This window comes from Ancylobacter mangrovi (assembly GCF_024752335.1).
GTDB lineage: Bacteria > Pseudomonadota > Alphaproteobacteria > Rhizobiales > Xanthobacteraceae > Ancylobacter > Ancylobacter mangrovi.
Genome location: NZ_JANTHY010000003.1, coordinates 153,125 through 174,680, shown reverse-complemented (window position 1 = coordinate 174,680; position 21,556 = coordinate 153,125). Strand labels below are relative to the sequence as shown.

At 69.2% G+C, this 21,556-nt stretch carries 15 protein-coding genes; 1 reads left to right on the top strand and 14 read right to left on the bottom strand.

Annotated features, from left to right (window positions below):
• Positions 1 to 50: 50 nt before the first annotated feature.
• The 5 genes from NVS83_RS10515 to NVS83_RS10495 form a co-directional block, all read right to left on the bottom strand.
• Positions 51 to 2,033 (bottom strand): sigma-54-dependent Fis family transcriptional regulator, encoded by a 1,983-nt coding sequence (locus NVS83_RS10515; protein ID WP_258739258.1) that lies wholly within the window; start codon positions 2,031 to 2,033, stop codon positions 51 to 53.
• Between the two features lie 130 nt (positions 2,034 to 2,163).
• On the bottom strand, positions 2,164 to 3,432 hold the full coding sequence (locus NVS83_RS10510) for a D-arabinono-1,4-lactone oxidase (RefSeq protein WP_258739257.1): 1,269 nt from the start codon (positions 3,430 to 3,432) through the stop codon (positions 2,164 to 2,166).
• Between the two features lie 19 nt (positions 3,433 to 3,451).
• The gene (locus NVS83_RS10505) at positions 3,452 to 4,558 is read right to left on the bottom strand and encodes an LLM class flavin-dependent oxidoreductase (RefSeq protein WP_258739256.1); all 1,107 of its coding nucleotides are present in this window, start codon (positions 4,556 to 4,558) and stop codon (positions 3,452 to 3,454) included.
• A 198-nt stretch (positions 4,559 to 4,756) separates the two neighbouring features.
• Positions 4,757 to 6,031: an NAD(P)/FAD-dependent oxidoreductase gene (locus tag NVS83_RS10500; protein ID WP_258739255.1), complete on the bottom strand. Its 1,275-nt coding sequence runs from the start codon at positions 6,029 to 6,031 to the stop codon at positions 4,757 to 4,759.
• Positions 6,032 to 6,034: 3 nt separating this feature from the next.
• Positions 6,035 to 7,618, bottom strand: a complete 1,584-nt coding sequence (locus NVS83_RS10495; protein WP_258739254.1) for a GMC family oxidoreductase — start codon at positions 7,616 to 7,618, stop codon at positions 6,035 to 6,037.
• A 373-nt stretch (positions 7,619 to 7,991) separates the two neighbouring features.
• Here NVS83_RS10495 and NVS83_RS10490 point away from each other — a divergent pair, with 373 nt between their 5' ends.
• On the top strand, positions 7,992 to 9,920 hold the full coding sequence (locus tag NVS83_RS10490; protein WP_258739253.1) for a sigma-54-dependent Fis family transcriptional regulator: 1,929 nt from the start codon (positions 7,992 to 7,994) through the stop codon (positions 9,918 to 9,920).
• Between the two features lie 13 nt (positions 9,921 to 9,933).
• On the opposite strand, the gene NVS83_RS10485 is transcribed toward NVS83_RS10490, so the two are convergent.
• The 9 genes from NVS83_RS10485 to NVS83_RS10445 all read right to left on the bottom strand — a co-directional run bounded on the left by NVS83_RS10485 (position 9,934) and on the right by NVS83_RS10445 (position 21,511).
• Positions 9,934 to 11,196, bottom strand: a complete 1,263-nt coding sequence (locus NVS83_RS10485) for an NAD(P)/FAD-dependent oxidoreductase (RefSeq protein ID WP_258739252.1) — start codon at positions 11,194 to 11,196, stop codon at positions 9,934 to 9,936.
• A gap of 8 nt (positions 11,197 to 11,204) precedes the next feature.
• Entirely contained in the window at positions 11,205 to 12,797 is a 1,593-nt protein-coding gene (locus NVS83_RS10480) for a GMC family oxidoreductase (RefSeq protein WP_258739251.1), read from the bottom strand.
• Positions 12,798 to 12,807: 10 nt separating this feature from the next.
• Complete coding sequence (locus NVS83_RS10475) at positions 12,808 to 14,349, bottom strand: FAD-dependent oxidoreductase (RefSeq protein WP_258739250.1); 1,542 nt, start codon at positions 14,347 to 14,349, stop codon at positions 12,808 to 12,810.
• Positions 14,346 to 15,452 carry an LLM class flavin-dependent oxidoreductase gene (locus tag NVS83_RS10470; protein ID WP_258739249.1) on the bottom strand — a complete coding sequence of 369 codons (1,107 nt, stop codon included), beginning with the start codon at positions 15,450 to 15,452 and terminating at the stop codon, positions 14,346 to 14,348. The genes NVS83_RS10475 and NVS83_RS10470 overlap by 4 nt, the downstream gene beginning before the upstream one ends.
• Before the next feature lie 246 nt (positions 15,453 to 15,698).
• A complete protein-coding gene (locus tag NVS83_RS10465; protein ID WP_258739248.1) occupies positions 15,699 to 16,793 on the bottom strand; it encodes an ABC transporter ATP-binding protein in 1,095 nt (364 codons plus the stop codon).
• Entirely contained in the window at positions 16,790 to 17,584 is a 795-nt protein-coding gene (locus NVS83_RS10460) for an ABC transporter permease (RefSeq protein ID WP_258739247.1), read from the bottom strand. Before NVS83_RS10460 ends, NVS83_RS10465 begins: the two co-directional genes overlap by 4 nt.
• 29 nt (positions 17,585 to 17,613) lie before the next feature.
• Complete coding sequence (locus tag NVS83_RS10455) at positions 17,614 to 18,459, bottom strand: ABC transporter permease (RefSeq protein ID WP_374115040.1); 846 nt, start codon at positions 18,457 to 18,459, stop codon at positions 17,614 to 17,616.
• Positions 18,460 to 18,523: 64 nt separating this feature from the next.
• Positions 18,524 to 19,693 carry an ABC transporter substrate-binding protein gene (locus NVS83_RS10450; RefSeq protein WP_258739245.1) on the bottom strand — a complete coding sequence of 390 codons (1,170 nt, stop codon included), beginning with the start codon at positions 19,691 to 19,693 and terminating at the stop codon, positions 18,524 to 18,526.
• Positions 19,694 to 19,915: 222 nt separating this feature from the next.
• Positions 19,916 to 21,511 carry a GMC family oxidoreductase gene (locus NVS83_RS10445; protein WP_258739244.1) on the bottom strand — a complete coding sequence of 532 codons (1,596 nt, stop codon included), beginning with the start codon at positions 21,509 to 21,511 and terminating at the stop codon, positions 19,916 to 19,918.
• Positions 21,512 to 21,556 lie beyond the last annotated feature (45 nt).

Genomic DNA, 21,556 nt, shown 5'->3' with positions numbered 1-21,556 from the left:
TCGCCGGCCCGCGCGGTCTCGTGCGTGCGCCGCGAGCATGGCCCCGGTCGTCAGTGGGCGATCTGATAGCGCTGGAGCTTGCGGTAGAGCGTCGCGCGGCTGAGCTGGAGCGCGACCGCCGCCGCCTTCACATTGCCGCCGCAGCGCGCCAGCGTGGAGACGATCGCCTCGCGCTCGGCGGCGGCGATGGCGTGGCGCGCGCTGCCCGCCTCGCCGGGCGGCTCTGCCGATTCCGGCACCGGCTCGGGCACCGCCGTCGCCGGCACCGGCACGCGGCCCGCCGGGCGGATCATGATGTCGCGTGCGTGGAGCACGGGCCCCTCGCACATGTGGATCGCGCGGTTCAGCACATGGCCGAGCTCGCGCAGATTGCCCGGCCAGGGATGGCCGAGAAGCAGCGCGATGGCGTCGGGCGCGAGCTCGATCGCCCGCTCCCCCACCAGCCGCGCGAACACCGCCTCGATCAGCTCGCGGCGGTCGGCGCGCTCGCGAAACGGCGGAATGTCGATCACCGCGCCGGCGAGCCGGTAGTAGAGGTCCTGCCGGAACAGGCCGCTGGCGATCTGCTCCTCGAGGTTCTGGTTGGTGGCGGCGACCACCTGGACGTCGATGCTGCGCGGCTTGCCGGAGCCGAGTGGCGTCACCTCGCCCGATTCCAGCACGTGCAGCAGGCGCGTCTGCTGGCCGAGCGGCATGTCGCCGATCTCGTCGAGGAACAGCGTGCCGCCGTCGGCCTCGACCAGCCGGCCGGGGCTGCCCTCGCGCCGGGCGCCGGTGAAGGCGCCGCTGCCATAGCCGAACAGCTCGCTGTCGATCAGCGTGTCGGGCACCGAGGCGCAGTTGAAGGCAACGAACGGGCCACCCCGCCGCGGGCTCTCCGCATGCACGGCGCGGGCGAACACGTCCTTGCCCGCGCCGGTCTCGCCGAGCAGGAGGATGGGCAGCGAGCCGCCCAGCACGCGCCTCACGAAGCGCACATTGGCCCTCATGCGCGGATCGCCGCCGGCGCAGTCGTCGAGCGTCAGCCGCCGGTCCGCAGCAGCGGGCGGCGCGGCCGGGCGGCGCGGCGTGCTGGCGGCGTCGGCCGCGCTGAAGCGGCTGGAGGCGGGCGGCGCCTCGGCCGGGCCGCTAAGCAGGACGCTGAGCGCGTCGCCGCCCTTCTGCAGGTGCAGCGTCAGCTCGGCGCCCGCGAGCCGGGTGAGGTCGAGCAGGCGGTGGTCGCGCTCGAAGATCGCCCACAGGCTGCGCACGCGGCCGAGCTGCACCCGGTCGCGCAGCATCTCGCGGGCGGCACGGTTGAGGCCGACGAGCTGGAAGTCGCCATCGACCGCGATCAGGCCGTGATCGACCGGGCCGGTCGCGAATTTGAGAATGTAGTTGCGACGGAAGGTGTGCCGGAACATGCGCTCGCCGATGCGGTCGGCAAGGCCGGTGGTGAGGCCGAGCACCACCTTCAGCGTCTCGCGCTGCAGCTCCGGATTGCGGATGGAGATGTTGATCGCCCCCATCAGCTCGGCGTTGGGGCTGAACAGCGGCGCGCTGGCGCAGGACAGGGCCGAGAACTCGTAGAAGAAATGGTCGTTGGTGTGCACGCCGACCGGCCGTCCCTCGACCAGGCAGGTGCCGATGGCGTTGGTGCCGGCGGAAGGCTCGGCCCAGGCGGTGCCCGCCCGCTCGACCTCGCTGTAGAATTGCGGGTTGTAGTTGGCGCGCTCGGCGATGACGTAGCCGTCGAGATTGCCGAGGCTGATGCTGAAGCCGGACAGCGACACGGCGCCGAAGGCGGCGTCGATCTCCGGGCCGGCGAAATGGACCAGCTCGTCATTCGCCTCGCGGTGGCGCTTCAGCTCGGCATCGCTCACCGATTCGATCAGGAACTTCGCCGCCGGGTCGAAACGGTAGCCTTCCATGCAACGCCGCCAGGAGGCGGCCATGGTGTCGACGGTGCGCAGCGCCCGCGTCTCCTCGGGCGGCAGGGAAAGCTGGTTCGCGCTCGAAACGATCCGTGAAACGTGACTGCGAAGATCCAGCATCGCGGGCTCCAGCTCCGACCCCCCGCCTAAATTCTGCGCAGCACAATTCTTAATCGTCAACCCGCCTTCCCTTTCGCATCGGCAGCCCCGTGACGAGGCGCGACGGGCCGGCACCGCCGGCCCGTCCCTGTCACGCGAACAGCATCCTCAGATGATCGTTGAGGAACACGCCGTCGGGATCCATCTCGCGGCGCAGACGCTTGAAGGCGTCGTATTTCGGATAGATCCGCTCGAGCCGCTCCGGCGTCATGAAGTGGTGCTTGCCCCAGTGCGGGCGCGCATCGTAGCGGTCGAGGATGGCGTCGGCGTCGCGCAGCATGCCCCAGGTCCACTCCTCGAGCGGGCCGGAGATCGACAGCGCGTAGCCGTCCCGCTCCGCATAGGCGGAAAGGTAGGTGTCGTCGCCCTTCACCGCCCGGCACTCCACCGGGTAGAGCGCGTCGGGATATTTGGTCTGGAACATGTGCCGGACCTCCGCGAAGCACTCCTCGAAGCGCCCGAACGGAACCGCGTACTCGATCTCGCGGAAGTTCGGGATGTAGTCGTTAGGGTAGATGATCGAGGAATGGTCGAATTCCTCGCCCGGCCCGAGCTCGGGCGCCGGCTGGTCGACCGGCACCGCGTTGTAGGTGCGCATGTGGCAGATGTCGTGCTCGCGGGTCGCGGTCGAGGGCACCGCGCCGCCCGGCAGCTCGTAGAGCTCGGCCGACTTCTTGAGCGGCAGCCAGAAGAACCAGAAGGTGCGGTTCTCGTCGAGCCGCTCGTGCAGGTTGCCGATGCAGTCCTCCACGTCGGCGTTCCAGGAGCGCTTGTAGATATTGTACGAGGGCACCGCCTGGATGGTGACCGACACCACCAGCCCGAACATGCCGATCGAGGTGCGGAACGCCTTGAACAGCTCGCCATCGGCCGGCGACAGGTCGCGCAACTCGCCGTCCGCGGTCACGATCCGCGCCCCGGCGATGGCGGTGGACATGCAGGGCAGCGTCTTGCCCGCGCCATGCGTGCCGGTCATCAGCGCGCCGATGATCGCCTGACGGTCAATGTCGCCCTGATTGTTGAGCGACATGCCCTGCTCGCGCAGGAAGGCGGTGAGCGCGCTCACCCTCATGCCCGGGCGCACCGTGACCTGGAGCTTCTCCTTGTCGACCGAGACGACCTGGTTGAAATCGTCGAAATCGACATGCACGCCCGGCGTCGGCACGATGGCGGGATTGGAGTGCCCCGCCCCGCTGGCGCGGATCGGCAGGCCCAGCCTGCGCGCCTCGCGCACGATCGTGCAGACCTCCTCCTCAGAGGTCGGCCGCGCCGTGTAGCGCGGCACGAAATACTGCTCGCCAAACCAGTTCCACCAGAGCTTACCCGGCTGCAGCAATCCGCCCTTGTCCACGCTCAGCATATCGATCCCTTCCACTCGCTCAGACCGCCATCGCCGGCGCTTCGCCCAACGCCTCGTTGACCGCGGGCATGACGCGCCTGGCGAGCAGCTCCATCGAGCGGCGCATGACGCTCTCGTCCTCCCATTCGTGCGACGTCATCATCAGCGTGCCGAACGGGCCGACCTCGTCGCGCAGCTCGAGGATCTTGCGGGTCACCGTCTCCGGGCTGCCGTAGATCACGAAATTGTCGCGCACCAGCTCGTGGGTGATGGTCGCCGGGTCGGTGTCGCGGAACGGGGCGAGAAGCGCGCCGGCGCCCATGCGCTCATAGACCTTGTACATGTAGTCGTAATACCAGTCATAGGCGCCGCCCGGCTTCTTCACGTAGCGCTCCGCGGCCTCGTCGGTGTCGGCGACATGGATCGAGCGGGCGACGCGCCATTTGGAGCCGTCCGGCACCTTGCCGAGCTTGGCCAGCTCGTCGCAATAGGTTTCCCAGTGGGTCTTCACCACCCAGGACGCGACGAAGTTCGCCGAGATCGGCATGAAGTCGTTGCGGGCGGCGACGCGGATCGAGTTCGAATTGGGGCTGGAGACCGAGACCGCCAGCGCGGGGTGCGGCTTGGTCAGCGTCTTGGGCAGGATGCCGACGCCGAGATCGGGCCAGTACATCTTGCTCAGCTTCACGTCCCAGAACTTGCCGGGAATGTCGTAGGGCGGATCGGCGGCCCAGATCCGCTTAATCATGTCGATCGAGTCGAGCATCATTGCGGTCCGGTCGGCGTTCTCCATGCCGTAGACCTCGAAGTCCGAGCCGAGGCCGCCGGTGCCGATGCCGAGGATGAGCCGCCCGGGGGCGAGGTGGTCGAGCAGCGCGATATGCGCGGCCGCCATCACCGGATGATAGAGCGGCAGCGTCATGACGCCGGTGCCGAGCTTGATGCGCTTGGTCTGCGGCGCCATGTGCGCCAGGAACATCAGCGGCGAGGAGATCTGCTCGATGGAAGCCGAGTAGTGCTCTCCGATCCAGCCTTCCTCGAAGCCGAGTTCGTCGGCGAGCTTGAAGGCCTGGATGTCCTCCCGCAGCGAGGTGGCATAGTCCCTTTGGACCGAGTGAAGCGGCATCATGAAGAAGGAAAGCAGCACGACCGGACTCCCTTGACTGCGACCGGCGCATGGCCGATCGCGCCCTTCTCGGCAAGGGCTGTGCCATTTGCCTAATTCATTGAAATATATGGATTATCATCCCATCGAAGTGGCCATGCGAGACGCCGCGTCTCATCACGGAGAAAGCCGCCACGCGGATGCGAACGCACCCACATCCGGCGCATCCCCGGCCCTGCGTCAGAACCGGGTCGGCGCGAAGGGGGTAAGGTCGAAGGCCGGCGCCCGCCCGGCGATCAGGTCCGCCGCCGCCTGCCCGGTGCGGGCGCCCGCGGCGAGACCGACATGGCCGTGGCCGAAGGCATAGGCGACGTCCGGGCACTGGCTGGCCCGGCCGATCACCGGCAGCGAGTCGGGCATGCTGGGGCGGAAGCCCATCCAGCGCGACACCCGCCCTTCCGGGTAATGCGCGGCGAGGCCCGGGAACAGCCGGCGCCCGAGCGTGAGCAGGTAGTCCGCCCGCTGCCAGTTGGGCGGCGCGTCCAGCCCGGCGAACTCGACCGTGCCGGCGAGCCGCAGCCCGGTCTCCATCGGGGTCGAGACGAACTTGGCGCTGGCGTCGAGGATCGGCAGGCGCGGCGCGGTCTCGGGGTCGGCGATCAGCACGTGGTAGCCGCGCTCGGTGTCGAGCGGGACGTCGTCGCCGAGGCTCGCGGCCAGCCGGCGTGAATGGGCACCGGCCGCGACCACCGCGGCATCCGCCGGAATGGCTCCGGCATCGGTCTCGATGCCTCTGAGCATCGCACCCTCGCGCAGGAAGCCCTTCGCCTCGGCGGCGAGAATCCGCCCGCCATCGCGCTGGAAGGCCTCGGCGAGCGTGCGCACGAGCCGGTTCGGGTTCACCGTGTGGCCGTTCTGCTGGAACAGCACGCCGATCGTGTAGTCGTGCGAGATGCTGGGCTCGAACTGCCACAGCTCGTCCTCGCGCAGCACGTCGAACGCGATCCCGTTGTCGCGGCGGAGCTGATAGCCGAGCGCGTCGCCGGCGAAGTCCTGTTCGGTGCGGTAGACCACCAGATGGCCCTGCCGCAGGATCAGCCCCTCGGCGCCGGCATGGCGCACCAGCGGCAGCCAGGCGCCGTAGGAATCGTCGAGCAGCGGCTTGAGCGCGCGCGCCTGCGCCTCGACCCGCGCCCGCGTGCCGGCCCGCACGAAGCGGGCGAGCCAGGGGGCCAGCGTCGGCAGGTAGCGCCAGCGGATCGACAGCGGGCCCAGCGGGTCGAACAGATAGCCCGGCACCTTGGCCAGCGTGCCGGGCATCGACATCGGCACCACGGAGGACGGGTTGAGGCAGCCGGCATTGCCGAACGAGGCGCCCTCGCCGATGCCGCCGCGCTCGATCAGCACCACGTCGTGGCCGTCGCGCAGGAGGAAGCTCGCCGTCGCGACGCCCACCGCGCCGCCGCCGATGACGGCGACGGTGCGTCGCCCGTTCGTCCGTGGTGATGAAGCCATGGTTCAGGCCGCCCTTACGAAGTCGGCGCATCGCTCGCCGATCATGATGCAGTTCGCGTTGAGGTTGCCGCTGACGATGACCGGCATGATGGAGGCGTCGGCGACGTAGAGATTGGCGAGGCCGCGCACCTTCAGCTTCTCGTCCACCACCGCCATCGGGTCGCTGCCCATCTTGCAGGTGCCGGCGGGGTGGTAGATGCCGATCGCGGTGGAGCGGACATAGTCGGCCCATTCGTCGTCGCTTCGCACCTCGTCGCCCGGCTTGAACTCGCCGAGCACGTGGCGGGCCATGGCCGGCGACTGGAAGATGCTGCGCAGCTTGCGTCCGCCGGCAATGAGGGTCGCGACGTCGCGCGCGTCGCCGAGAAGGTTCGGCTGGATCGCCGCGGGCGCCTTCGGGTCGGCGCTGCGCAGCCGGACATGGCCGCGCGACCACGGCCGGTGGATGTTGTTCAGCGCCGTCACCGCCGGCCGGTCGAACAGGATCGGGCCGGTGTCGGTGAGATCGTAGCCCACCGGCGTGAAGTGATACTGCAGGTCGCAGCGCGGCAGGTCGGGATCGGAGCGCAGGAAGGCCAGCACATGGGTGTCGGGCGTCGTTCCCGGCCCGCGCCCGGCGAACAGCCACTGCGCGCCGTAGAGGAGCGCGTGGAACAGCGTGTGCTGCACGTTGTAGGTCGGCTGGTCGACCCAGACGATGTGGCTGGTGCCGGGATGGTCGTGGAAGTTCTCGCCGACGCCGGGCAGGTCGTGCACCACGTCGATGCCGTGGGTGCGCAGCTGCGCCTGCGGCCCGACACCCGAGAGCATCAAGAGCTGCGGCGAGCCGAACGCGCCGGCCGCCAGCACCACCGCCTTCGCCGCCCGCGCCGTGACGATGCGCCCGCCGCGCTCGAACTCGACCCCGCTCGCCCGCTTGCCCTCGAACAGCACGCGGCGGGCATGGGCGTTGGTGAGAACGGTGAGGTTGGGGCGGCGGCGCCAGAGATAGGCGCGCGCGGAGCTGCACCGCCAGCCGCGGCGCTGCGTGGCCTGCACGAAGCCGATGCCCTGCTGCGGCGGGCGGTTGAGGTCCGCCGTCTCGGCGAGCCCCCGCTCGACGCCGGCGCGCAGGAACGCCTGCGACAGCGGGTGCGAGGTGCGCAGGTTCTCCACGCTGAGCGGCCCGTCGGCGCCGTGAATGTCGCTGCCGCCGTTCTCGTTCGCCTCCGCGCGCCTGAAATAGGGCAGCACGCTGGCGAAGTCCCAGCCGGGGCAGCCATCCGCCGCCCAGCCGTCGAAATCCTCCGGCTGGCCGCGCACATAGAGCATGCCGTTGATCGAGCTGGAGCCGCCGAGCACCTTGCCGCGCGGCATGTAGTCGGTGCGCCCGTTGCGCGAGGGGTCGGGCGCCGAGGTGAGCCGCCAGTCGAAGGCGGGGTTGCCAATCGCATAGAGATAGGTCGCGGCCGGCATCAGCACCGGCAGGCGGCGGTCCGACCCGCCCGCCTCCAGCACCAGCACGCGCGCGCCGTCCTGCTCCGCGAGACGCCCGGCGACGGCGCTGCCGCCCGAGCCGGACCCGATCACGATATAGTCGACTTCCATAGACCTGCACGCTTGACTGAAAGCTTATCGGCTTATGCTGGATACAACGCTACGATATGTTGGCAAACACGTTAAGTATAGCATAATTCTTTATTTCATTACTTCTCAATCGTGAGACAGATTGTTCTCACGATTGAGAAAAACGTGGCACGTCTCGAGGCACGACATCGCGAATGACGATCGCCATATTCGTCTTGCTATGAATTTGGGCGTGCCGCATTATGGGTCAAATCGTGCGCCGGAAAGCCGAACGGGAATCCGGTTCGTCTGCCAGAGACCTGGCTGCTGTCACGCAGCTTCGGATGTGAGCCGGCGCTGGCGCGCACCGCGCCGTCGACCCGAATGGCTCACCTACAGAGCGGGATCGAGCGTCATGATGCATCACGGTCGAAAGATATTGGAGGCGGTGCGCCTCGGGCCGGGCCGGCTGCCGCTCGCGCAGGACTTCCCCTACCGGTCCTGGTCGCGCTGCGTCGAGGAATATGGGCTGGAGCCCGGCCGCTGCGGACCGATCCCCCTTGTCAGCCACCGCGAGATCAACACCGCGCGCGAGGCGCTCGAGGACAAGCTGGTCTTCGCCTATGAGGAGGTGGACTTCCTCTATTCCGTGGTCGGCAAGATCGGCTATTGCGTGACGCTGACCAATGCCGACGGCCTCACCCTCGCCGAGCGGGCCGACCGTTCCTCGCGTTTCTATTCGGACACCGAGCGACCCGGCTCGGTGTGGACCGAACGCTTCGCCGGCACCAACGGCGTGGGCACGTGCCTGCGCGACGGCGCGGTGACCTCGGTCTATCAGGACGAGCACTTCTTCGAGGACTTCATCGAGATGTCCTGCGCGGCGGTGCCGCTGTTCGCGCCCGACGCCTCGCTCTGGGCCGCGCTCAACGTCACCGTGCGCAATCCCTCGCTCCAGCGCGAGACCCACGCCATCGCGCTGGAGGTGGTCCGCAAGTCCGCCGAGCGGCTCTCGGAGGCGATCTTCCGGCGCAGCCATGGCGAGCGCACCATCCTCAAGCTGTGGAAGCCGGACGGCGAGCCGTGCCTGCTGGCGGTCGACGCCGACCATGCCGTCGTCGGCGCCGACGTCGCCGCGCGCGCCTTCCTGAAGCTGCCGCGCACCGATTTCTCGCCCTTCTCGCTGTGGCGCCTGTTCGCCCGCGACCCGGCCGCGATCCGCAACGATCCCGGCCCGTCGCTGCCGATGCACCTGACCCGCCTCGACGGCACGGAGCTGCGCGGCTACGTCTATGGCCCGAGCGCGCCCAACGCCGCGCCCCGCGCCCGCCCTGCCCCCGCCCGGGCGCCTGCCGGGGCCGCCGAGGCGGGCGGCGTCACGCTCGACCAGTGGGCCGGCGCCGAGCCGCGCATGACCCGCAGCGTCGACATACTGCGCCGGCTCAGCCGCACCGGCCTGCCGATCCTGCTGCTCGGCGAGACCGGCGTCGGCAAGGACACGCTGGCGCGCGCCTACCACGCCGAATCCCCGCGCGCCGCCCAGCCCTTCGTCGCCCTCAACTGCGCGGCGATGCCCGAGACGCTGATCGAGAGCGAGCTGTTCGGCTATGCCGGCGGCGCCTTCACCGGCGCACGCAAGGAGGGCTCGGCCGGGCGCTTCGTGCAGGCCCATGGCGGCACGCTCTTCCTCGACGAGATCGGCGACATGCCCCCGCACCTGCAGACCCGCCTGCTGAGGGTGCTGGAATCGGGCGAGGTCGCCCCGCTCGGCTCGGGCAAGATCCGCAAGGTCGACGTCCAGGTGATCGCCGCCACCAATCACAGGCTGGAGCAGCGCATCGCCGACGGTGCGTTTCGGGCGGATCTCTACTACCGGCTGGCCGGGGTCATCATCCACGTGCCGACGCTGCGGGAGCGGGCGGACAAGGAGGCGGTGATCGACGCCTGCATCGCCCGCACCGCGGGCCGGCTCGGCGTGCGGGTGGCGCCGGCGGCGCGGCGGATCCTGCTGCAGCACAGCTGGCCGGGCAATCTGCGCGAGCTCTACCTCGTGGTCAGCCGGGCGGTCTCGCTCGCCGAGGGCAAGCTGATCGAGCCGCACGATCTCCTCCTCGCCGTCCCGGCCATGCCGCCCGACCCGCTCCACGCCCCGCCCGAGGCGCGGACACCGGCCGGCCCCGCCGCCGACGTGCGGGCGCGGCTCGACGAGGCCGAGCGCGCGGCGATCCTCGACAACATCAATGCCTGTCGCGGCGACGTGGCGGCCGCCGCGCATAATCTCGGCATGAGCCGGGCGACGCTCTACCGCCGCCTCAAGGCACACGGCATCACCCGCCGCGGCTAGCACCCGCACCCGTTTACCGGCCCCCGCGATTGAACCGCGTCAGGCTGTAGGGAGCGGGATCGATGACCGGCGCCGCGCCGGTGACGAGGTCGCGCACGAGGCGGGCCGTCGTGCTGGCGCCGACGATGCCGGTATGGCCGTGCCCGGCGGCGACGAACAGGCCCCGCATGCCCGGCACCGGGCCGATGGCGGCGACGCTGTCGGGCAGGGACGGGCGGAAGCCCAGCCATTTGCGGTAGGAGGCGCTGCGCAGCGTCGGGAACACCTGCCGCGCGCGGTCGAGCAGCTGGCGCGCGCGCTTCTCGTCCGGCGGCGCGTCGAGCCCGGCGATCTCCACCGTTCCCGCCAGTCGCAGCCCCTCCTCCATCGGCGTGATCGCGAGGCCGCCGTCGCGCAGCAGCAGCGGCAGCCGGGGCGAGATGTTGGCGTCCTCGAGCATCAGGTGGTAGCCGCGCTCGGTCTCCATCGGCAGCTTCACCCCCAGCGGGTGGAGCAGCCGCCCGGTCCAGGCGCCGGCGGCGAGGATGACCGTGTCGGCCCGCCAGTCGCCGAGATTGCCGAACAGCTCGATGCCTCCCTCCATGGGCCGCACCGACAGGACCTTCTGCGACACCATCCTGCCGCCGGCCTCGGTGAAGAGCCGCGCCACGGTCGCGGCCAGCCGGCTGGGATTCACGGTCCAGCCATTATGGGGGAAGAACAGCCCGCGCTGGGCGATCGGCCCGATCTCCGGCATCATCTCCTTGAGGTCGGCATGGTCGAGCTCGTCGATCGCAATGCCGTGCCGGGCGATGAGGTGGCGGATGAACAGTTCGTTCCGCCCCGGCGCGTCGTTGTAGAAGACGTTGAGGCTGCCCTCGGTGCGGATCAGGTCGGCGAAGGGCTCGGGTCCGAGGACCTCGCGATAGGCGTCCATCGTGTCCTTGTGCAGCGCCCGCAGCGCGTCGGAGGCCGCATGAACGGTCGAGGTGCCGCTGGCGAGGATCCATTTCGCCAGCCACGGCGCGGCCTTCGGCAGGTAGGAATAGCGCACCGCCAGCGGGCCCTGCCGGTCGAGCAGCCATTTCGGCACGTTGCGCCAGATGCCGGGCAGCGCAGCGGGCATGTTGGTGCCGGCGCTGAGCAGCCCGGCATTGCCGTAGGAGGTGGCCGTGCCCGGCGGCAGCGGATCGGCGATGGTGACCGACCGGCCCGCGCGCTGCAGCAGCAGCCCGGCGCACAGCCCGACGATGCCGGCCCCGACGATGACGACGTCGCTCTGGCGATCCGAAGACATGCTGTCCCTCAACCCCTGTTGCCGCGGATGAAGTCCGCCGCCCGCTCGCCGATCATGATGGTGGGTCCGTTGAGATTGCCCGAGACCACGAACGGCATGATCGAGGAATCGGCCACCCTCAGCCCGTCGACGCCGTGCACGCGAAGCTGCGGATCGACCACCGCCATCGTGTCCGTCCCCATCTTGCAGGCACCGGACAGGTGCAGCGCGCCCTGCGTCTCGCGCCGTACATACTCGTCATAGTCGGCATGGGTCCTCAGCGGGCCGGAAGGCTTGTGCGAGGCCTTGATGTATTTAGCGATGGAGGGCTTCGACATGATCTCCTCGCCCTTCTTCACCCCCTCGATCAGCACCTCGACGTCATGCGGGTCGGCGAGATAGTGCGGGTCGATCTTCAGCGGCACCGAGGGGTCGGCCGAGCGCAGGCTCACAGTGCCGCGCGAGCGCGGGCGGCAGCCATAGACGTTGAGCGTGCAGCCGTTTCCGCTCGGCGTGCCGTCGACGCCCACCTCCACCCCGGCGCCGGCGAGGAAGTGGTACTGCAAATCCGGCAGCGGGTCGGCGCTGTCGCCCCACCAGAACGCGCCGCCCTCGCAGACATTGGAGGTCACCGGCCCGGTGCGGAACAGGGCGTATTCCAGCCCCGCCACCGCCTGCCAGCGCAGCTTCTTGTACTTGTCGTAGCTGTAGGGGCCGTTGAGGTCGTAGATCAGGAAGCAGTCGGTGTGGTCCTGCAGGTTCTGCCCGACTCCGGGCAGGTCCTGCTTCACCTCGACGCCCACGCCCTTCAGGTCGTCGGCCGGGCCTATGCCGGAGAGCAGCAGCAGGCGCGGCGAGCCGATCGCGCCGGCGCTGACGATCACCTCGCGCCCGGCCCTCAGCACCTTGCGCTCCCGCCCGTCGCGATATTCGACGCCGACCGCCCGCCCCTTCTCGACGAGGATGCGCACCACCGGCTTGCCGGTGAGCACGGTGAGATTGGCCCGCCCGCGCGCCGGCTTGAGATAGGCCACCGCCGCGCTGCACCGCCGGCCGTCGCGCATCGTCACCTGGTAGAGCCCGCAACCGGCCTGCCGGCCGGAATTGAAATCGGTGTTGTAGGGCAGGCCCGCCTCCTGGCACGCCTTCAGCCATTCCTTGGTCAGCGGGCTGGTGTAGCGCTGGTCGGAGACCGAGAGCGGACCTTCGGTGCCGTGCGCCTCGCCGGAGAGGCTCTCGTTGGATTCGGCTTTGCGAAAATAGGGCAGCACCTCGCGATAGGACCAGCCGTCGGCGCCGGAGGCCTCCCAGCGGTCGTAATCCTCCGGGCAGCCGCGGATATAGACCATGGCGTTGACGGAGCTGCCCCCGCCCAGCACACGCGCCTGCCCGGTGGTCGGCGTCATGTTGAACTGGTGCGTCAGCGGCTCGAGCTGGAGCCGGCGCAGCATGCGCTGGGTCTTGTAGTAGGTCACCGGCATGTGGATGAACGGGCTGCTGTCCGACGGGCCGGATTCGAACAGCACCACCGAGGCGTCCACGTCCTCCGACAGGCGCGCGGCGATGGTGCACCCCGCGGAGCCGCCGCCGACGACGATGTAGTCGCATGTGCCGTTGGTCATCTTGGCTCCGTCAACGCGTTCCGATCGTGAGATTGAGCAGGCGCGGCAGCGCGGCGATGGCGCGGGCGGCGGCCGGCGCGCCCCGCCCCTCCTCCTCCGCTTCCTCGCAGGCGAGGATGGCCCGCCTTATGGCGCAGCCGGCAAAATAGCGCGCCGGCTCGGGCGGCAGTGCCGGCAGCCGGCGGGCGCAGAAGGGCGAGCGGGTCCATTCGTCGACCTGCCCCAGCACCAGCGAGGCGAGGCACTGGCCGAGGATCCAGCTCGGATTGACCCCGTGCCCGGAATAGCCGAGCCCGTAGGCGACCCGCCCGCGCTCCAGCAGCCCGGCGAAGGGGAAGCGGTCGGACGACACGTCGATGGCCCCGCCCCAGCGCCCGGCCACCGGCACGTCCGCCAGCGCGGGTAGCAGGCGGGCGAGACCGCGCGCGGTCCGCGCGAAGGAGGCGGCGTCGCCCGTCATCGCCGTGGCCTCGACATGGCCGCCATAGGCGATCGGCCCGGAGCCGGAGCCCATCAGCACCCGCCCGTCGGGGGTGCGGCGGAAATAGTGCGGGAAGGAGCGCGCATCGACGATGCTGATGTCCGATGTCCAGCCGATCCCGGCGAGCCGCTCGGGCGCCGGCCCGGTCATCATCGCGTAGCTGGAGAACGCCATGAAGCGGCGGGCGAGCTCGCCCTGCCCGAGCTGGCCGACATTCCTCGCGAGGATCACCGCATCGGCGACGATCTCGCCGCCGGGCGTGGAAACCCGGCTGGGCTCGGCGCGGTCGAGCCCGGTCATCGGCGTGTGCTCGTGGATCCGCACGCCCGCCGCGAGCGCCGCCGCGCGCAGCGCCCGCACCAGCCGCGCGGGATGGACCGTCGCCTCCTCGGGATAGTAGATGCCGGCCCGGAACGCCGGCGCTTCGCAGATGCCGGCGACCTCGGCGCGCGAGAGCAGGCGCGCCTGGTGCCCGGCGCCGAGGGCGGCCATGGCGCGCGCCGCCGCCGTGACAGCGTTGTCCTGCGCCGGCGCGGCGGAGACCTTGAGCCCGCCGCCCTCGCGCCACCACAGGTCACGCCCGCAATCCCGGGCGAAGGCACGGATCGCCGCCTGCGCGCGCGAGCCGAGGCGCGCCATCTCCCAGGCGTCGTCGGGCCCCAGCAGCCGGGCGAGGCGCGGCAGCGACGACCAGTAGCCATGGACCTTGCCCGCATTCTTGCCGCTGGCGCCAGCGCCGCAGATCTCGTGCTCGATCAGCGTCACCGACAGGTCGGGCCGGCGCTCGCGCAGCGCCAGCGCCGCCCACAGCCCGGTGAAGCCGCCGCCGACGATGGCGATGTCGGTGCGGACCATGCCGGACAGCGGCGGGCAGGGGCGCACCTGCCCCTCGCTCTCCAACGCCTCGTTCAGCCACCAGGAGGGATAGCCCCCGCCCGGAAGCCGATCCTCGCCCATCGTGGCGAAGGTAGCGTGGGCAGCGCGCGGGCGAGTGGCGCGCGGGTCTGCGTCGAAAGCCGCGATCGCGGCTTTCCGTACCCCGACGCTGACCCCCGCGCCGCCGATCGTCATGCGGCGGCGGCCTTCGAGGCGCAGTAGTCGCGCAGCTTCGGCATCACGTCCTGCGCCAGCAGGCGCATCGAGTTTTGCTGCAGCGCCGGCTTGTCCCATTCCTTGAAGCCCTGAAGCAGCGTGCCGAACGGCCCGCCGAGATAGTCGACCAGCGCCACGAGCTGATCCAGCACGCTCGCGGGCGAGCCGGCGATGATCATCGTGTCCATGCAGTATTTCAGCGTCACCTCCTCGTCGCTCATCGAGGGATCGCGCTTCAGCACCGGCAGGATGTCGTAGGTGCGCATGTCGTCGAGCACGAAGTCGTAGTACCAGCGATAGGCGTTGCCCTCGCTCGCCAGATACTCGGCCGCCTCGGCGTCGGTGTCGGTGACGAGGATCGAGCGCGCCACGCGCCACTTCTTTCGGTCCGGCTTGCGGCCCGCCTGCTCCGAGCCGATGACGTACTGCTCCCAGTGCGACTTCACCCAGCAGTCCTGGATGAAGTTGGCGGAGGCGAAGCCCCAGCCGTGCAGCCCCGCCTGCCGGGCGCTGCCGGAATTGGGCGTCATGGCCGAGATGGCGACCTCGGGATAGGGCTTCTGGTAGGGCTTGGCCATCGGGCCGAAGCCGAGCTTGGGCACCACCGTCTCCTCGATCTTGACGTGCCAGTACTTGCCCTTGATGTCGTAGGGCGCATCCGATGCCCAGATCCGGTGGATGATGTCGATCGAATCGACCAGCATGTCCGCGCGGTTCTTGTCCATGATGCCGAACAGCTCGAAATCGCTGGCGAGCCCGCCCGGGCCGATGCCCATGATGAGCCGCCCCCGGCTCAGATGGTCGAACTGCGCCACGTCGCCGGCGATCTTGGCGGGATGGTGCTGGGGCAGCGCCAGCACGCCGGTCGCGAACTTGATGTTCGCCGTCACGTCGATCAGCGAGGCGAAGAACTGGAGCGGGTTCACGATGGGTTCGATGCTGGACGAGTAGTGCTCGCCGACCCAGACCTCGGCATAGCCGAGCTTGTCGGCGAGGATGGCCGCCTGGCGGTCCTCGGCCAGCATGTCGGTGATGCTCCGCTCCGGGTTGTGAAGCGGTTGCATGAAAAGCCCGAGATCCATCTGCCTCTCCCTGGCGCGATTCCGGCCCGGCGCGGACCGGCCCCATCGCTGTTGTGTCACCAATGACGGCCCCGCCGGGGCGTCCCCTCCGGCCTTGCGCGCCGCCTGCCTCTCTGGCGCAAGCGCCGTGCCAGCGGAAAAAAGTTCTTTGAATCAGAGAGGTAGATCGATCGAAGGATTCCGGTACGGCACCCGTGAGACGCCGGCGCGATGAGACGTTTCATCTGCGTGAGACCGCCGGCGCCGTCAGTGGGTGAGCAGCACCGCCGCCTCCGGCCGCCAGCAGGCGCGCACCTCCTCGCCCTGGGCCAGCATGACGCCGTCGACCGAGCGGGTCGCCTGGTACTTGAGCGTCTCGACCGGGGTGCGGATCGAATAGAGCACGCGACTGCCCATGAAGACGACGTCCTCGACCGTGCCTTCCAGCGCGTTGGCGTCGCCCTCCGCTGCGGCGGGCTGGGCGCGCCGGCACACCTGCAGCGCCTCGGGCCGGATGGCGAGCGAGACCTTCTGGCCGACCGCGAGCGCGGTGCCGTTGGTCGGCACCTTCACCGTCCCCGTGCCGAGGTCGACATAGGTCACCTCGCTCTCGCAGGCCCGCACCGCGCCGTCGAGGATGTTGGTCTCGCCGAGGAAGCGGGCGCAGAACAGCGAGCGGGGATGGGCGTACATCTCCTCCGGCGTGCCGATCTGCTCGATGCGGCCCCCGTTCATCAGCACGATCCGGTCGGAGAGGATGGTCGCCTCGTCCTGGTCGTGCGTCACATAGATGAAGGTGGTCCCGGTCTCCTGGTGGATGCGCTTCAACTCGGCCAGCATGTGGTGGCGGATCTTCAGGTCGAGCGCGGCCAGCGGCTCGTCGAGCAGCAGCACCGAGGGCGAGTTGACGAGCGCGCGCGCCAGCGCCACGCGCTGCGCCTGGCCGCCCGACAATTCGTGGATCCAGCGATTGCCGTAGTCGCCGAGCTGCACCAGCTGCAGCATGTTCCGCACCACCTCGCGGATGCGGTCCTTCGGCCATTTCTTCAGCCGGAGGCCGAAGGCGACATTGTCGAACACGTCGAGATGGGGAAAGAGCGCGTAGCGCTGGAACACCATGTTCACCGGCCGCCGGTCGGGCGGCAGGTTGGAGACGTCCGCGCCCTTGATGATGACCCGTCCGTGAGTCGTCGGCTCGAAGCCGGCGATGATGCGCATCAGCGTGGTCTTGCCGCAGCCGGAGGGGCCGAGAAGGGTGAGAATCTCACCCTCGACGATGTTGAGATCGATGTCGTGCAGGACCGTGAGCGCGCCGAAGGCCTTGGTGACGCCGTAGAGCTCGACGATGTTGGAAGCGGTCATTCCTGGATGTCCTTGGCACGAGCGTTCAGGGCCGATCGCCGCTGGTACCAGACCAGCAGTCCGCCGAGCAGGATGATGCCGATCGACAGCGAGAGGGAGAGGACTGACGCCGCGTTGATGTCCGGGCTGACGGCGCGGCGCATCATCGACCAGATGGTCAGCGGCAGCGTCGTGTTGTTGCCGCTGACGAAGACGGTGATGATGAATTCGTCGAAGGACAGGGCGAAGGAGAGGATCGCCGCGCCGCCGATGGTCGGGCCGATGATCGGCAGCGTGACCAGCCGGAACGCCTGCGCCGGCGTGGCGCCGAGATCGCGCGCGGCCTCCTCGAGCGAGAGGTCGAAATACTCGATCCGCGAGCGCACCGCCTCGAGGAAGAAGGGCAGCGTGAACAGCACATGCGCGATGGTCACGGTGAACAGCGAACGCGCGAGGCCGATCTGCGAGAACAGCATCACCAGCGCGATGCCGAGAAACAGGCCCGGCAGCGCGACCGGCCCGAAGGAGAGCAGCCCGAACAGCGTCTGCACCCGTCCCTTCAGCCGGGCGAGGCCGAGCGCGGTGAGCGAGCCGAGCACGGTGGTGGTGGCGGCGGTGGCGGTGGCGACCAGGATGCTGTTCCACAGCGAATCCATGAAGGTCGTGTTGGTGAAGATCCGCGCGTACCAGCGCAGGCTGAAGCCCTCGAACGGGAAGGTCAGGCTCGGCGAGCTGTGGAAGCTGAACAGCGTGATGATCGCGATCGGCGCGTAGAGGAACGCCACGTAGAGCCAGACATAGATTCTCAGCATGAGACCTCCGTGGGCCGGAACGTCGCGGATCAATCGTGGAAACGGCGCCCCGGGGCGAGCCGCAGCAGGTGCAGCAGCCGCACGAAGACGAAGTAGACCAGCAGGAAGGCCGCCAGCAGAAGGAAGGCCATGGCGGCGCCGAACGGCCAGTTGCCGGAGGAGCGGAACTGGTTGGCGATGAGGATGCCGGTCGTCATCCCCTCGCGTCCGCCCAGAAGCTGCGGCGTCACGAAGTCCCCCGCCGAGATGACGAAGGTGAACATGAAGGCGCCGATGATGCCCTTGTAGCACATGGGCAGCATCACCCGGGTCAGCACCTCGAACGGGCTGGCGCCGAGGTCGCGCGCGGCCTCGATATATTCGCGCCGCACGTCGCGCAGCGCCGAGACCAGCAGCAGCAGCCCGAAGGGCAGCATGATGTGGATCAGGGTGAGGATGGTCGCGAAGGGGCTGAACAGCAGCACCTCGATCGGGTGGTCGATCAGCCCGAGCTGCATCAGCGTGGTGTTGATCAGCCCGTTCGACCCCAGGATCACCCGCCAGGCATAGATGCGCACCAGGTAGCTGGAGAACCAGGACACCAGGATCAGGTAGAACAGCAGGTTTCCGCGCGTCCGGTAGACGATGAAATAGGCGGTCGGGAAGCTGAGAGCGACGGTGAACGCCGCCGTGCACAGGCCGTTCTTGAGCGCGTTCCAGGTCAGCACGTAGAAGCCGGACGCCCAGAGCGCCCGGCTGTAATTGTCGAAGCTGAAGGCCGGGATCAGCCGGAACGAGTGGGCCAACCAGAAGCTGCAGACGAACAGGAGAGCTGCCGGGACGATGAAGAACACAAGCAGAAAAAGGAAGGAGGGAGTGACGAGCGCCAATCCCATTGCCTCACGCCGACTTCCCTTCAGCATCTCCGGCACGGTCTCCTCTGGTCGCGGTTCGGTCTGATCAGAACGAGGACTTGAAGTCGGTCCAGGCCTGGGTCCACTCGTCATAGGTGGCGTAGACGTCGGAGGTGCGCGGCGGCTGGCCCTGCAGCGGCGACTTCTTGAACACCTGCTGGAGGTCGCTGTAGTCGAACAGCGCGCGCGTATCGGCGTCCATCAGCTCCGGCGCGTGCTTGTTCACCGCGCCGCCCGTCACCGCCTTGCAGACCTCGGCCTGCACCTTGGCGCTGATGGCCTCGTTCATGAAGGCGTAGCCGGTGTCCATGTTCTGCGCGCTGATCGGCATGAACCACGCGTCGCACCACATCACCGCGCCTTCCTCCGGCACCGCGTAGATGGTCTTCACACCGCGCTTGGCGGTCTCCACCGGCGTGCCGCTCCACACGCAGAAGCAGGCGGCGATCTCCTTGGAGGAGAACAGCGAGATCACGTCGCCATTGGAGGAGCCGAACACTCGGCACTGGTCGCGATAGGGACCGAGGCCCTCGAAGGCCGTCTTCATCTCGTCCTTGGTGAGGTTCGGGAATTTCGGCCCCAGCCCGGCGATGCGCGCGATCATCGGCCAGGTGGCGATGGTGTCGTCGCAGAAGGTCAGCTTGCCCTTGAGCTCCGGCGCCAGCAGGTCCTTGTAGGACTTGATGGGCTGGGTCATCTCCGGGTTGTAGACCAGCGCGTTGAGGCCCCAGACCCACGGAATGGCGTAGTGGGTGTCGTTCCAGTACCAGGTCGGCGCGTTGTAGAATTCGGGCTGGATGTTCTCGGGCGTGAAGTTCGGCACCTTGGCGATGTCGAGCGGCTTCACGATCTTCAGCTCGTCGACGTAGAAGTGCTCGAAGCCCTGCGAATACTCGGCGAGGTCGAGCCGCACCGGGCTGCCGCCGATCAGCTTGGCATGGACGTCGTCCTGCGTGCTGATGATCGCCGCATCGACCTGGACGTTGTTCGCCTCGCGCCAGCCCTTCAGCTCGTTGTCGAGCGTGAAGCCCTCCCACGCCATGATCTTCAGGTCGCCGCCGACCGCCGCCTGCGCGGGCATCGGGCCCGGCCAGCTGCCCAGCGTCGCCCCTGCGCCGAGCGCCAGGCTCGTGCCGAGGAAGCCGCGACGGGACAGGACGTCGTTGCGGAATATGTTGGGGCTCCCGAACGGGCGCCCGTGAGGCGTATCGACCATGCTGTTCCCCTAGTTGGTTTTGTGCGTGATGGAGCCGCGGACTTCCGGGGGGAGGTGACAGCAAGAGGTGTGCCACTGCGATTTTCTGGAATATCCTTGATAAATATCAATACCTTAGAAATATCGGCAGCGGCGGATAGGCGCGTCCTGTCGCAGGGAATCTCAGGCCGCGGCGGAAACGAGAAATCGCGACCGGCAAGGCGCCGCGACAGCGCCGCAGCGTCAGGGCGCGGGGGCGCCGCGGATCAGCTCGGCCGCCTTCTCGCCGATCATGATGGCGCAGGCATTGGTGTTGCCCGAGGGGACGGAGGGCATCACCGAGGCGTCGGCGACCCTGAGGCCGACGATGCCGCGCAGCCGGAGCTGCGGATCGACCACCGCGTCGTCGTCGGTGCCGATCCGGCAGGTGCCGACCGGGTGCAGCGCCCCCTGCGCGCGCTCCCTCACATAGGCCCGCCGCTCCTCCACCGTGCGCAGCACCCGCCCGGGAAGCTGCTCGCGCGCCAGCCGGCCGGCCATGGAGGGCTGCGCCATGATCTCCTGTCCGAGCCGCACCCCCTCGGCCATGCAGTCGAGGTCGTAGGGCTCGGCGAAATAGTTCGGCGCCACCCTGAGCGGGGCGAGCGGATCGGCCGAGGTCAGCTCGACCACGCCGCGCGAACGCGGGCGGGTGAGGCATATGTTCAGCGTCGAGCCGCAGCCGCGCGCCGTCGCCACGCCCTCCTCGATGCCGGTGCCGGGCAAGAAATGGAACTGCAGGTTGGGCTCGGCGCTCTGCGCATCGCCCCACCAGAACGCGCCCGCCTCGATCAGGTTTGAGCAGAGCGGGCCGCGCCGGAACAGCAGCCATTGCAGTCCCGCCATCAGCTTGCGGTCGAACCGGCGGTAGGCGTCGTAGCTCTCGATCCCGTCGAGCTCGTGGACGATGTAGACGTCCATGTGGTCCTGCAGGCCACGCCCGACGCCGGGAAGCTCGTGCTGTACCTCCACGCCGACCCGGCGCAGATGGTCGGCCGGCCCGATGCCGGACTGCAGCAGCAGGCGCGGCGACTGCAGGGCGCCGGCCGAGAGGATCACCTCGCTCGATGCCTGAGCGACCTCGCGCCGCCGCCCGCGCGCGAGGTACTCGACGCCCCGCGCCCGCCCCTTGTCGAGGAGGATGCGCGTCGCCCGGCAGCCGGTGCGCACGGTGAGGTTCGGCCGCCGCCGTGCCGGCTTGAGATAGGTGACGGCGCTCGAGGCGCGCCGCCCGTCGCGCGCGGTGATCTGGTAGAGGCCGCAGCCGGTCTGCACCCCGGCGTTGAAGTCGGCGGTCGGGGGAATGCCGAATTCCTGGCACGCCTTCAGCCACGCCTTGGCGAGCGGGTGCGGCGAGGGCTGGCTCGACACCCAGAGCGGCCCGTCCGTGCCGTGCGCGGCATCGGAGAAGGTGTCGTTGCTCTCCGCCCTGCGGAAGAACGGCAGCACGCCGGCATAGTCCCAACCCGTCGCGCCCTGCGCCGCCCAGCCGTCGAAATCGGAGGGAATGCCGCGCACATAGACCATGGCGTTGACCGAGCTGCCCCCGCCCAGCACGCGCGCCTGCACCATGTGCGGCACCGGCGTGCCGGACGCGGCCCCGTTGGCCGGCTCCCAGGCGATGCGCTGCAGGAGGCTGCCGGTAGCGGTGCGGTAGACCATCGCCGGCAGGTGGATGGAGGGGAACAGGTCGCGCGGCCCCTCCTCCAGCAGCAGCACCGAGACGGCCGGGTCCTCCGATAGCCGGGCCGCCAGCACGCAGCCGGCCGATCCGCCGCCGACGATCACATAGTCGTACATGCCGCTCTCCCTGCCACGGGCGCGATCGCGCCGCGCGGGACCCGC